A 12,361-nucleotide genomic window follows, 5' to 3' on the forward strand; every position below is an offset into this window, starting at 1 on the left:
CGACGCGGCCGACCAGCGCCGGACCCCACTGGTCCGGGTCAAGCTGCCCAGTCGGGGAGCGGTCACACGGGTGGGTGAGGAGCCAGGACGGCCGACTGGGTCATCTGACGAGTGGCCGGCGTGTCGAAGACCAGCCTGCGCACCGCTTCGACGTGGCCGCGGTCGGCGGGCGCGATGGTGGTCCGGCGGGGGGCGAGACGGAAGGCGGTGCAGCGCCGGTCGTCTCGCACTTCTCCCCGCTGCCTCATTTCCGGAGCACGCCGTCGAAGTGGCACCAGGCGCCGGACTGCCGGTCGCGCCCCTCCCAAGCGGATCGGCGTGCGCCGTCGGGGTCCTTCCGGGACGGTTGCCCCCTGGTCAGCAAGAGGTCAGCAAGCGTCGCAGCCGCGTCTCCGCTTGCTGACCTTCCGCCCGCTGTGCAGACGCGGTGCATGGTTCCCGACTCCCGCTCGGCGGCTTGATTCCGGTGCCGCTGGTGGAACAGCAGGTTCTTCGTCCGCCGGCGGTCCTCAGGGTCTGCGAGCGCCAAGGGGTACCGATCCTGGCCGATCGCGCCTACATCGGTGCCGGCGCGTGGGTGACCACACCAGCCAGACGGCCTGCGGGAGGCGAAACAGCCGAGGTGGGGGATGTCAGGGGCAAGCGACTGATCCATCTGCAGTGCCACTTCGGCCGGGACACGCTGTCGTGGGCGGCCCGAGGAGCACAGGTCACCGGGCTGGACTTCTCTCTCTCCCCCCCCACAAAGGCGGCGTCACGACTCGCTACCGAACTCGGCATCGACGCACACTTCGTGACCGCGGACGTCTACGACGCGGTCTCGGCGGTCGAGGGGGAGACCTTCGACATTGTCTACGTCGGGTTCGGGGCGCTGAACTGGCTTCCCGACGTCAGCCGCTGAGCGTCGGTGGTCGCTGAACTGCTCGCTCCCGCTGGGTGCCTGTACGTTGCGGAGTTCCATCCCTTCGGCTTCGCCCTTGACGACGAGACCGGAAGCACGGCACGCACGACTACTTCGATGAAGGTCCGGAACCCTCGGGAGGTCCCGGCACCTACGCCGATGAGGCGGCAACGACGAGGACAAGGAGACCGTCGAGTGGCGGCACAGTCTGTCGACTGTTGTCTCGGCGATCGCGGGAGCTGGGCTACGGATCCAGTTTCTCCACGAGCACGACCACACCTTCTACCTCCAACGCCAGTCGCTTGAGCGCCACGACGGCGACATCTACCGGCATCCCGAGGGCGCTCCGCGCATTCCCCTCACCTACTCGATCCGCGCCGAGAAGGCTTGAGCCACTCGATCCAGCGTGATTCGGTCTGGACCGCTGCCGCCGCGAGGGCTCATCTTCTGTCCTGACCGATCATCACGAACCGAGGCGAATCTGTGACGCTTCCCGGATGCGGGGCGTCTCACGCGTCAGCGGGCGTCCGCCTCCGCATGCCGCTGCTCGCGGCAGCGGGCGCACTGGTCGACGCAGATCGGCGCCGTTTGGCCCGGCTTCGGCAGCGCCTGTCCCGGCACGATCGCGTGCTGACCGCCCGGGTGACCGCAGATACCGCACGGCATGGGGCATCACCTCCTTCCTCACCCCTTACGGGGACTCGGGTTGGGGAGGACAGGACCGCGGCCGGCACTCGTCGTCGGCGGCCTTGCAGGTGGGACAGACGCCCTGCCTATGCTCCGGGGGCGGTGGAGCTGCCTGCTCGGGTTGCCGCTGCGGTACGCGTACGCCATGCCTGAAGATGAGGCCGCAGTTCGTGCGCTGTGTCCCGGCCGCCCAGCGGCTGAAGAAGACGAGAGCCTGAACACGCTACGGAGCGCGCCTGGTGCCCCGCCAGCGTCGTAGTGCCTTGCGTTACTGACAGGACTGGCAGGGCATGGGTGGCCCCACGCCTCGCGCCCTGGTCAAGGGGCTGCCCGTCTGTCTCTGCTCCATCGCGGTCGGCTTGGTCAACTCGACGCGGCAGGCAACAAAACAGCGCTCGCAGCCCAGCCTGCCGAACTGTACCGTCACCGTCCGAGATCAGCCCGCCGCCGAAGGCTCGTCCGAGCCGTCGGCGGCGGGCCCGGCAGCGCGGTAAGACGCTGCGAAGGTGGCGCGCTCTGCCCGGCGGGGCGCTACGGCAGCTTCACGAACGGCGCCAGGAAGGCGCGGACGCCCGGGGTGTCCAGGCGGTACGACACGTTCGTCGCGTAGCACGGCCCGTCGCCGGTGATCGTGGTGGCCGCGAGCACGTTACGGCCGCCGATCACGGCGAAGTTGGGGCCGCCGGAGTCGCCGTAGCAGGCGCCGCCGTTGCCCTGGGGTTCAGTCATCGCCAGGCGGACCCACGCGTCGTTGAGGGCGTCGAAGGTGACAGGCGCCTTCATCCGGACACCGCCGCCGGGGTGGGTCTGGCCGCCGGGGCCGCGCTGGGCCTCCTGGGTGCCGTATCCGGCGACGAACCAGTCGGTGGAGTTCAGCGCCTGCGGGCCGAGCGCGCCGAGCTGGTCGGCTGTGGGCAGCTTGGCCGGGGTGAAGGTCCAGCGGGCCTTGACCTTGGTCGCGGGCAGCTCGATCACCGAGATGTCGTGCGGGTCGGACGCGGGCCCGGGGTAGTCGGGATGGCTGCGGGCGGTGCCCTGCACGGCGACGGCGCCTGCCTGCGCGGCCGGATCGCCGGGGTACTTCTTCGCGGCGGCGTCGAGGCCGGCCTGCACGTCCTGGTCCAGCGACACGTAGAACTTCACGTTGTCGGGCCAATCGGTGGTGCAGTGCGCGGCGGTCAGGAACGTGTCCGCATCGATCATGGTGCCGGAGCAGACCCAGTCGACCCGGTCGGGTGTCGAGGGGTCGCCGTCGTTGTCCCAGGTCGCGATGAGCGCGCCGACCTCGGTGCGCTCGGGTGCGGGTGTCGCGTTGTACGAGTTGATGGCCGAGGACGGCAGCGCGGTGGCGAGCACGGCGGCACAGGCCGCGGCGGTGACGGCGGAGGCGCGTAGAGCGGTCAAGAGAAACCCTTCTACCGACGGGACGGGTGTTCTCCTGTGGGGGTGGAGCGCCAGTGAAGCGCCCTGAAGGCGGCAGCGACAAGAGCACGCCCGCCCTTCCAGGGTTTTCCCTATGTAGGGGCTGTGAGTGGTCAGCTCGCCACGCGATGTGGTCGCCGTCGCCCGGCTTGAGTCCCGCAACAGGCAGATCAGTCGGGCGGTGTTCACTGGTCGGGGTCGGGCCATGTCGCCACAAGGGCGGTCAGATCTGGAAAGCGGGGACCGGAGACCATCTCTTGGGTCGTCTCGCCGTTGAGCCAGCACACTTGCTCGGGGCCGCCGTCGCCGGTGTCGAACAGGCAACACACTCCGCCGCCGGCGGCGGTGAGGCCGGTGAACACCTCCCTGACGCGGGTCGACCGCGCGAACATGCGGCTCATCGCCGACGTCGCTGCCCAGAACTCCATGGACGCGTAGCGAGGATGCAGCAGGGACTCAAACCGGATCGTCAGGTAGACGTACCCGATTCCGATTCGTCCGTCCTCCTCGGTTCCATGGCCCTGTGTCTCTACGTACTCGCGCACCGCGTCATCGACGCCGAACATGATGGACGTGTCGAGTTCGAGCATGCTGCTTGTGGAGCAGTCGACCGGCTCGCTCTGGAAGTGGGAAGTGAACGGGAGGACGAGCCGGTCACCGCCGGGCAGTGTGAGCTCGAGCGGCGGCACCCCTCGGGCCGGTGGCGCCAGCTCGGCCAGATTGGCCAGCGCCCTGGCGACGTTCCTGGGACGCAGGTAGATGTCGTAGCCGTAGGCCAGCCCCATTCTCCCCCCTCTGCTGGGCCGAACCGCCACCTTCTCATGCCCCGCCCCTGGGGAGCCTGCCGGTTCGCAGAGGCGGGCCGATCCGGCGCCGCAGTCGTTTCCAGCTGCTGCTTGCCTGCGTGGGAACGCATGTGAGTTCGCCTGTTCCACCGACGCAGAAGCCGCCGCTCTTCATCAGCATGCAGACGTCTGGGCGGCACGCCCTGCAGAAGGCAGGCCGAGCGGCCTGAGTCACCGTAAGGCCCGAATGAGGGGAAGCAGTTGTGCCCGCTCGGGAGACGGCTGATCACTGCTCGATCTCGCGGCACTGGATACTTGATCTGTCACATGATCGGCTCGCAGCTCGGCGGTCGCCGTGCCGCGTCAACTTCAGAAGGCAGATCCCAGCGTGTTCCAGGAAACCCCGATCTTCAACCGCCTTGTCGCAGAGCGCGGTGATGTGCCGGCTCAGGCTCGTGGTGAAGCCGACCGCGTACGCCACGAGCTGGCGCGGGTCTTGCCCTCCGCGGCTTGGCCTGCCGCCCACCCCCTGCAGCAGCAGCCTCAGTTGTCCGGCGGCAACGTCGCCCCCGGTGTCCTGTGACGTTGCGGGAAGGAGCACGCTCGCCGGGCTCTGGCGGATCGAACGTCCGTCCCCTGGAAGCGCCGGCCCGCTCCGCCACCGTGACTGGATGACCGATTCCATGCGGTGTCGGTGGCTGTCACCCGGGCAGCGGAACCCGGCGCCGCCGGGCGGGCGTCAGACTGTGTTCGGCGCCCTGGCCCAGACCACACTCCAATACCCTTCCGATACACCGTTGGTTCTGGGCCGGGAGAGGCGCGGAACCCAGGAAGTGGTCGGCGCACGCCCGCCGACGGGTCTGCTCGATGCGCACCTCGGCGGCGATCACCCGGTGCATCTGGTCGGTGGTGGCCGTTGGGTACTGCGTCAGCACGCCCAGCGCCGGCCGGTCCCCGCTGCCCGCGCCGATCATCACGGTCCGCTCACTTCCCGTACGGTGCGGCGCAGTCTCTGGAGTGGTACGGGTCCCGCTGTCCACGGTCCTGGATCTGGCTCGCCCGCGGCCCTCGGCGCGCCACGTCTGGTTCCAGGGCGCGAGCACCGGTTCCTACGCCGGCGAGGACGGCCTGGCGTACCTCAAGGACCTTCCCTTGCAGCAGGCCCACGACGAGGTCGTCCTGGCCCACACCGTGCCGGTGAGCCCCTGCTCGCCAGCCACGGCTTTCCGCTGCGTGCCGTGGCACCACGCATGTTCGGCACGAACCCGGCGAAGTGGCTCACTCGCATCCATTTGGCGGACACACGCCGCACCCCGCCCAGTGAAGACGCACCGAGTCCCGTGCGCGAGGTCGCCCACGGCGTGGTGCGGCCCGACGTCGACATCCGGCCGGCCGCCACACTGGCGGCGGCGCCACTACCGCCTGCTGGCGGAACGTGAACCGCCCGACTCGCGCTTCGTGGAGGACCTGTTGGATCTGGTCGTCCGGGCGGTCGGTCACCCGGGAACCTGAGAACCGGGGCCCGTGGTTGCGGGCTGCGTGCGGATCGTTCCGCCCGTTGCCCAGACGGAACGCCCCTGCTCGATCGCTCGAAGTCCGGAGGTCGCTCCTCCGTCTGGACCGCCGTTCAGTCGCCCCCGGCGCCAGTGAGGATCCGGAACTCCGCTTCCGCGTAGCCGGGTTCGCCCTGCCCGTCGTCGGCCCTGCGCCCGCGTGCAACGACGCTGCCCACCCAGCCGAGAAGGAAAGCCGTCGGTATCGACACCACACCGGGAGTTTGCATCGGATACCAGTGGAAGTCGTTGTGCGGGAAGAGCGCGAAGGGCGTGCCGGAGACCGTCGGCGAGAACACATTCAGTCCTATGGAGGTCGCGAGGCCGCCGTAGACGGTCCACAACAGTCCGGTGCGGTTGTACCGCTGCCAGAAGAGGGTGTAGACGACGGCGGGCAGCACCGAGGAAGCCGCGACGGCGAGTGCGAGGGAGGAAAGAAAGTTCACGTTGTAGCCCTGCGAGAGGGTGGCGAGGAGGATGCTGAGGACGCCGATGCCCACCCCGGACCAGCGAGCCGACCGGATCTCGCGCATTTCCGTGAGGCGGCCGCGGCGTACTGCGTGCGCGTGCACGTCGTGGGCCAGCGCAGCGGCCGCCGAGAGCGCGGCACCGGCGACCACCCCGAGGACCGCGACGAACACCGCGCACGCCACAGCTGTGAACAGAGCACTCCCCGCAGCGTTCGCGGTGCCCCCTTCCAGCCCGCCGGCCAGCAGGAGCAGTGACATCTGGCCCTTCGGGTCGACCGCGGTGATGGTGCGGTCGCCGACCAGAGCGGCCGCGCCCAGCCCGGCGATCACTACGAGCAGGCAGAAGACGCTGATCGCAGTGAGGGCGTACCGGGAGGCACGGCGAGCGGCCGCGCCGTCGGCAACGGAGTTGATCTGCGTGATCATGTGCGGCATCACGGCAAGGCCCAGCACCACGGTCAGCTGGGTGCCGAAGAAGTCGAGCCGCCCGGCGGGGTCTTGGCCCAGCTGAAGCCCCGAGTGCAGATAGACGTCCGGGCGCCCGCTGCCGCGCGTGGCGGCCGCGAGCAGTGCGTTCACGTTCCAGTGGAAGCGGTTCAGTACGAGGACGGCGACCGCAGCCACCGCGCCGAAGACGATGACGACCTTGAGGATCTGCACGACGCTGGTGCCCCGCATGCCGCCCAGCACGGGGTAGCAGATCATCAGCGTGCCGACGAAGACGATGCAGGCCTTCTGCGCGCCAGGGTTTTCCAAGCCGATGAGCAGGGCGGTTGTGCTCCCCACACCCGACAACTGCACCACCAGGAAGGGCAGCGAGACGGCGAGGGTGGCCAGCGCGGCCGCGATCCGCGGCGCCGCCCCGGGCATCCGCAGTGCGAGGATGTCGCCGATGGTGAAGCGACCGGCGTTGCGCAGCGGCCCGGCGAGTATCAAGAGCACACCGAGGGCCAGGCTGGTGCTCAGTACGAGGACCAGGCCGTCATAGCCGACGACGGCGACGAGTCCGGTGGTGCTCAGCAGAGTTGCCGCCGACATGTAGCCACCCACCAGGGCGATGGCGGCCTGAAACGGCGTCAGTGATCGATTGGCGGCGTAGAAGTCGGCGACCTCGTCCCGCTCTGGTGCGGCCAGCACGCACAGCAGCAGCGAAAGTCCGGCGAACGCCAGGAACGAGACCAGAACGGCCGTTTGCGCGCCGGAGCCGAGGAAGCCGGCGCCAGGCCCCTCGAAAAGCGTGACCTCTCCCATCACCACGTCATCCCCGTCCATGCCGTCGGGTCGACCGGCCGACTGTGGCCCCGCGCGTGGAGGCCGCTTTGCCCTCGTGCTGCCTCTGCGCGGGCCCGCAGGACCTTCGCGCGTATGTCGCAGCGCTGGGTGAAGAGCCGGTCGTGCCGCCAGGCGGTCACCAGCAGCAGCACTGCCTGCAGAAGGCCGAGGCCCATGCCGAGAGTGAGCGTGCCCGCGATCTGCCGCGCCGGCAGTCCGTCTGACGAGCAGTCGATAAGTAGGGCGAGAACGAATACGGCTCCGTTGGCGATCACGAAGCGCCGCCGCGACCGTGCGGTCAGGCGACGGAGCTCTCCGAGTTCCGGACCGTCAGCCGCCAGGTGCTCCTCCGAAGGGAACGCCACGGACGGATTGACGGGGTAGTGCGAGAAGGACATACGGGTGTCCCTTCACTTGAGGAGTCTGTTCGGTTGTTGTCTGCAACTTGGAGCCCGGCTCAGGTTCGACAGCCGGACGGAAGCCGCGGTCGCTCGTCCGGGCGGAAACGGCTCGTGAAGCCGGCACGCAGCAACCGCAGTGCATCAGCTGCTTGTCGAGGAACCGTTGAAAGAGGGCAGGAGTGCTCGCGCGACCCTCGGCGCTCACATCGAGAATCGTTACGACGAGTATCGATATCTGGAGGTGGGGGAACAAGGCTCTGGCAGGAGATTTCCGAAGAGGCCGGCGGGACCCGTGAGGCGTTTGCTGCCAGGCATGTGGCCCGCAGAGATGATCAAGGATCCACAGGCCAGGGGTAGGCCGCATGGGTGTTAGGTCCCTGCGGATGCGGGCCTGGTCGGCGATCACGAGGGCGTCGTGGGCGCCGGTCTTGCCCTCGCCGCGGTATCCGTCGCTGGCCCGGTTCACTACCCGGCCGGGAATGTGGAGGATCTCCTGGTCGTGGCCGGTCAGCAGGGTCAGGAGGAGCGCGGGCTCGCCGCTGGCCATGTCGAGGCCCGGGTGACGTGATGCCCCAGAGCGAGGACATCCTGAAGGAGCTGGATAACTCCGGCTCTCCGTTCGGCACACGCCGGGACAGGCATCTTGTGCCGTCCTGGTCGATGGCGACGCAGTGGTGGTGGGTCTTGCCGCTGTCGATTCCGGCCCGGATCCGGTTCATCGCGCTCCAGAGGACCGTGCGTGCAGGTCCAGCCGCAGACGACCGCGCCGGCGTGGCCTTAGAAGCTGTTGTCTTTCCGGACTTGAGGACGGCGTTTTCGCCGGTCAGGCATAGGGCCGGTGATTCCGTGGGAGTCACGGCCTGTCGTGTTGTCGCTCCCTGGGAGGTCGCGGATGCCGTCGGTGGTCGGACTGCTGGAACAGCGCGAACTCGCAGCGCGCCGTCGGGTCGACGGGCTGCGTGAGGAGGCCGACCGCATCAAGGCCGAGCTGGCCGCGGCCGAGCAGGAATGGCAGGGGTGGTCGATCGCCCGCAGGCGGGTCGGCACGGTGCTGGCTCCGGTCGGCGGCAGCACCGCCGACACGGAGACCACCCCGGATCCGCGGGACGCGGGCGTGCCGTCGGCGCCCCGGGATTCGGCGAAGCCGAAGTCGCAGGTGCCGGTGTGGTGTGAGGAGCTGGCCTGGTCGGTGCTGTCGGTGGACTACCAGCGCATCCTGCAGGCGCTCGCGGATCGGGTCCGGCTCGGTCAAGGGCCGCTGACCTGCCAGGAGATGGCCGCCGCGTTCGGCATGCACGTGGTGCCGGCGCGGGTGGAGGCACTGCGGTCGAAGGCGAAACGCCCGGTCGCGCGGGGCTGGTTGGCCCAGCAGCAGCCGGGCCGGTTCACGCTCGCGCAGGGTGTGGCTGATGAGGGTCTCGGAAAATAGCCAAGGCTGCTCGTCGCCCACTTGGTCCGGCGTTCAGCAGAGCGGGTAGCTTCAGCGAGCGTCGCGCACGTTGTCGGCCGGGACCGCCCGCCCTTGGACTGTGCGGACCGAGCTGTCCGGTCAGCGGGCGCGGGGCTTGAGCAGTATCCGATCGGCCAGTGGCGTCAGCGCCCCGCCGGAGTTCGGGCTCCGTGCCACTGGCCGGTCGAATGCAGGCGGCACGGTCGAACCTCGCCTTCGTTAACGAGGACTTGCACAGTCTCGACGAGGGCGACCACGGTCAGTACCGGGTCGACCACATGTCTGATCGCGGCGGCCCGGGCCAGCGGCAGCCTTCTAGGATCTGCGGCATGGCAACACGACTTGTGCAGATCAATATGAAGGCCCGGGACGACTCCGTGCTCGGCCGGTTCTGGGCGGAGGCACTCGGCTGGGGTGTCGACAGCGAGGGACCCGGCGTGACCAACCTCGAACCCGTGGGGTTCGCCTACCCCGACCCCGCGGCCGTCTGCATCGACATCGTCGCCCGCCCGGAACCCAAAACGGTCAAGAACCGGGTGCACCTTGATCTGGCCACCACCTCGACCGCCCATCAGGCGGAGTTGGTCGCACGCCTGACGGATCTCGGCGCGACGCTCGCGGACGTGGGTCAGGGCAACGTCCCCTGGACGGTCATGGCCGACCCGGAGGGCAACGAGTTCTGCGTCCTGGAGCCCCGCCCGATCTACCGGAACACCGGGCCGATCGCCGCGGTAGTGGTCGACTGCACCGACCCACGAGAGATGGCCCGGTTCTGGGGCGAGGCGATGGACTGGACGCTGCACGAGGTCACCGACGACCACGCGACCATGCGCTCCGCCAAAGGCGTCGGCCCCTACCTGGAATTCCTCCGCACTCCCGACACCAAGAGCGTGTGGAACCGCGTCCACCTCGACGTCTGCCCCTACCCCGGTGACGACCTGGCAGCAGAGGCAGCCCGACTGCGCGCCCTGGGAGCCACCGACCCCGGTATCGACCAGTCCGCCATCTCCTGGACGGTCCTGGCCGACCCGGAAGGCAACGAGTTCTGCCTCCTCACCCCTCGCTGACGGCACCACCCGCTGGCCCTCGGCCACCATGGACACTCCGCCCGCCCCCGGAACGGGGTGCGCATCGGGCGGCCGCCCCTGTGACGCCCAGTCAGGTCAGGCATGGCTGGGGAGATCCATCGAGCATGTGGGGTAACTCCCGGTCAGGGGTGGCCGTATTCAAGGCTCTGTCCGCAGTTCCGTGAATCCCCAGGTCAGGGGGGAACAGGGGGAACGTTTCGGCAGTGTGTTTCCTGCCGTGGCAAGCAAGACGGTTGAGGATGTGCTGTTTCCCGGGATCGCTGTGCGAGTTGAGTATGTAAGCGACTCCTCCGGCGTCCTGGTGGTGGAGGCGCTGTCCACCGGTCGGCTGGGCCGCTGCCCGGGCTGCCGAAAGCAGGCGAGGCGAGTGCACAGCTCGTACCAACGCACCTTGGATGAGCTGCCGTTGGGCTCGCAGCGGGTCGTCGTCCGGCTCCGGGTGCGCCGGTACTTCTGCGACCGGAAGAGGTGTTCCCGCAGGACCTTCGTCGAGCAGGTACCGGGTCTGACCGAGCGACACCGGCGCTCCAGCACCGGGCTGACGGGGTGGCTGCGGTCGATCACGGTGGAGCTGGGCGGCCGTCCGGCGGCGCAACTGTGCCGTCGCCTGCGACTGGCTGCAGGCCGCACCCGGCTCCTCAAGCTGCTGACGGCGCCGCCGGGTGAAGGCCGCGCCCCTCGGGTGCTGGGGTGGACGAGTTCGCCTTCCGTAAGGGCTGCACCTACGGCACCGTGCTGGTCGACGTCGAGGCCGGCCGGGTCGTGGACGTGCTGCCCGACCGCACCTCCGAGAGGTTCGCGGCCTGGCTCAAGGACCATCCTGGCGCGGTGATCATCTGCCGTGACCGGGCCTCCGCCTACACGAAGGCGGTTAAGGAAGCCGCCCCCGAGGCCCTCGAAGTCGCAGACAGGTGGCATTTGCTGCAGAACCTGTCCGCCGCGGGGGAGAAGACCTGCCACCAGCACCGCAACTGCCTGCGCAAAAACGCCGAGCAGGAGACGGAGCCGACCGTGCCGGAACCGGTCCCGATGGAACTGCCAGTGCCGGAACTGCCCCGAACCCAGATCATTTAACGGACCCGCCACCGCTTCGAGGACATCCACCGTCTGGTGGAGAAGGGCTGGACGATCAGCGCCATCGCCCGCCGTCTGAACCTCGACCGCAAGACTGTACGCCGCTTCCGCGACACCGACCTCGACGAACTCCTGGCCTCCGCCCGCGACCGCCGCCCCAACGGCGTCCTGGAACCGTTCAAGGCATACCTCAAGGCCCGTTTCACCGAGACCCAGGGCCAGGCCAGCGGCACCCGCCTGTCCCAAGAGATTCATGCCCGCGGCTACCGTGGCAGCCGTCAGGTGGTCCGCAAACACCTTGCCGCTCTGCGCGCGGGCACCGCCGAACCGGTCCGCGCCGACATACCGAGCCCCCGCAAGATCACCTCATGGATCATGCGGTCCCGCGAGACCCTCACCGAGAGCCAGGGCAAGCGGCTGCTGGAGGTCCGGCTCGTCTGCCCGGACATCACCCGGGCCTGCGACCTCGCCCGCACGTTCGCCGATCTCGTCCGTCACCGGCGTGGATACCTTCTTCTGGAATGGATCCGCCAGGCCGAACAGGACGTCCCCAAGCCAATGCAAGGGTTCGCTGGCTTTCTCCGCCAGGACCTCGGCGCCGTCACCGCCGGCCTCACCCTCCCGTGGAGTTCAGGCGTAGTCGAAGGCCACCTAAAAAGGGTGAAAACACTCAAGCGAGCCATGTACGGCCGGGCCTCGTTCGAACTCCTCCGCACTCGCATTCTCACCCAGCGATGAGGCGTAACGCCGACGATCCTCGGTGTTCCTCTACGCTTCTCACGTGCGCTATCTGGCTGAGCCCTTCGCCCTCGGGGCCCTGAGACGGGGCCGACCTGTCGAGCAGTTCCTCGGTCCTGCCGGCTCACCCGAGCGTCCCGGCATCCACTACGTCGAGGTCCGACCGGCCAAGACCCACTACGAGATCTTCCTGCACACACTTGAAGACATCGGTCACGAGACCTTCGCTGACCTGGTCGAGTTCCCTCCCCTTGATCCTGATGATGAGGAAGAGGAGTTCGGCCGCCTTGTCGCGACTTGCGACGACCCGCTCGCCGCCCTCTCAACCGCCGAAGACGTCACCGGAGCAGTACGCGGAAGGTGGGTCAACGCCGGTCTGGCCCAGGACGAGTATCACGACTACGTGCTGGCCGGGCGGCCAGCAAACAGCTCACCAGATGGAAATCCCTGACCGGTGCTGCCGTTCAGGTCTTGACGATCAAGCCGGATCACGGAACTGCGGCCAGAGCCGTATTCAACG

At 68.7% G+C, this 12,361-nt stretch carries 14 protein-coding genes and 3 pseudogenes; 9 read left to right on the forward strand and 8 right to left on the reverse strand.

Annotated features, from left to right (window positions below; genetic code table 11):
• Positions 1–62: 62 nt before the first annotated feature.
• Positions 63–230, reverse strand: a complete 168-nt coding sequence (locus ACIF83_RS40025; RefSeq protein ID WP_393483727.1) for a hypothetical protein — start codon at positions 228–230, stop codon at positions 63–65.
• A 281-nt stretch (positions 231–511) separates the two neighbouring features.
• Between ACIF83_RS40025 and ACIF83_RS40030 the strand changes: the two are divergent.
• Both ACIF83_RS40030 and ACIF83_RS40035 read left to right on the forward strand, forming a co-directional pair.
• Positions 512–613 (forward strand): annotated as a pseudogene (locus ACIF83_RS40030) (IS5/IS1182 family transposase); the annotation flags it as partial.
• A gap of 9 nt (positions 614–622) precedes the next feature.
• Positions 623–901, forward strand: a complete 279-nt coding sequence (locus ACIF83_RS40035) for a class I SAM-dependent methyltransferase (RefSeq protein ID WP_399734929.1) — start codon at positions 623–625, stop codon at positions 899–901.
• A 516-nt stretch (positions 902–1,417) separates the two neighbouring features.
• Here ACIF83_RS40035 and ACIF83_RS40040 read toward each other — a convergent pair.
• The 4 genes from ACIF83_RS40040 to ACIF83_RS40055 form a co-directional block, all read right to left on the reverse strand.
• Complete coding sequence (locus tag ACIF83_RS40040; protein WP_399734762.1) at positions 1,418–1,567, reverse strand: hypothetical protein; 150 nt, start codon at positions 1,565–1,567, stop codon at positions 1,418–1,420.
• Between the two features lie 552 nt (positions 1,568–2,119).
• Positions 2,120–2,992 carry a trypsin-like serine protease gene (locus ACIF83_RS40045; RefSeq protein WP_398141729.1) on the reverse strand — a complete coding sequence of 291 codons (873 nt, stop codon included), beginning with the start codon at positions 2,990–2,992 and terminating at the stop codon, positions 2,120–2,122.
• Between the two features lie 203 nt (positions 2,993–3,195).
• Positions 3,196–3,795 (reverse strand): hypothetical protein, encoded by a 600-nt coding sequence (locus ACIF83_RS40050; RefSeq protein ID WP_398141730.1) that lies wholly within the window; start codon positions 3,793–3,795, stop codon positions 3,196–3,198.
• 701 nt (positions 3,796–4,496) lie between these two features.
• On the reverse strand, positions 4,497–4,772 hold the full coding sequence (locus ACIF83_RS40055; RefSeq protein ID WP_399734947.1) for a hypothetical protein: 276 nt from the start codon (positions 4,770–4,772) through the stop codon (positions 4,497–4,499).
• 21 nt (positions 4,773–4,793) lie between these two features.
• Here ACIF83_RS40055 and ACIF83_RS40060 point away from each other — a divergent pair, with 21 nt between their 5' ends.
• Positions 4,794–5,234, forward strand: a complete 441-nt coding sequence (locus ACIF83_RS40060; protein WP_399734932.1) for a molybdopterin-dependent oxidoreductase — start codon at positions 4,794–4,796, stop codon at positions 5,232–5,234.
• 188 nt (positions 5,235–5,422) lie between these two features.
• Here ACIF83_RS40060 and ACIF83_RS40065 read toward each other — a convergent pair whose 3' ends face one another.
• From ACIF83_RS40065 to ACIF83_RS40075, 3 genes and pseudogenes are all read right to left on the reverse strand, one after another.
• Complete coding sequence (locus tag ACIF83_RS40065; protein WP_399734766.1) at positions 5,423–7,090, reverse strand: cation acetate symporter; 1,668 nt, start codon at positions 7,088–7,090, stop codon at positions 5,423–5,425.
• Positions 7,069–7,488: a hypothetical protein gene (locus tag ACIF83_RS40070; protein WP_393483983.1), complete on the reverse strand. Its 420-nt coding sequence runs from the start codon at positions 7,486–7,488 to the stop codon at positions 7,069–7,071. Before ACIF83_RS40070 ends, ACIF83_RS40065 begins: the two co-directional genes overlap by 22 nt.
• 358 nt (positions 7,489–7,846) lie before the next feature.
• Positions 7,847–8,210 (reverse strand): annotated as a pseudogene (locus ACIF83_RS40075) (IS110 family transposase); the annotation flags it as partial.
• Between the two features lie 173 nt (positions 8,211–8,383).
• Here ACIF83_RS40075 and ACIF83_RS40080 point away from each other — a divergent pair.
• The 6 genes and pseudogenes from ACIF83_RS40080 (at position 8,384) to ACIF83_RS40105 (ending at position 12,292) form a co-directional block, all read left to right on the forward strand.
• Entirely contained in the window at positions 8,384–8,920 is a 537-nt protein-coding gene (locus ACIF83_RS40080; protein ID WP_399734769.1) for a hypothetical protein, read from the forward strand.
• Positions 8,921–9,270: 350 nt separating this feature from the next.
• Entirely contained in the window at positions 9,271–10,008 is a 738-nt protein-coding gene (locus ACIF83_RS40085; protein ID WP_393483712.1) for a VOC family protein, read from the forward strand.
• Between the two features lie 325 nt (positions 10,009–10,333).
• Positions 10,334–10,477, forward strand: a pseudogene (locus tag ACIF83_RS40090) (transposase family protein); the annotation flags it as partial.
• 242 nt (positions 10,478–10,719) lie between these two features.
• Positions 10,720–11,103: a transposase gene (locus tag ACIF83_RS40095; protein WP_399734772.1), complete on the forward strand. Its 384-nt coding sequence runs from the start codon at positions 10,720–10,722 to the stop codon at positions 11,101–11,103.
• 36 nt (positions 11,104–11,139) lie between these two features.
• Positions 11,140–11,841 (forward strand): transposase, encoded by a 702-nt coding sequence (locus ACIF83_RS40100; RefSeq protein WP_399734775.1) that lies wholly within the window; start codon positions 11,140–11,142, stop codon positions 11,839–11,841.
• 43 nt (positions 11,842–11,884) lie between these two features.
• Positions 11,885–12,292, forward strand: a complete 408-nt coding sequence (locus ACIF83_RS40105) for a hypothetical protein (RefSeq protein WP_399734778.1) — start codon at positions 11,885–11,887, stop codon at positions 12,290–12,292.
• The last annotated feature ends 69 nt before the right edge of the window (positions 12,293–12,361 follow it).

This window comes from Streptomyces sp. NPDC085866, assembly GCF_044541035.1.
Lineage (GTDB): Bacteria > Actinomycetota > Actinomycetes > Streptomycetales > Streptomycetaceae > Streptomyces.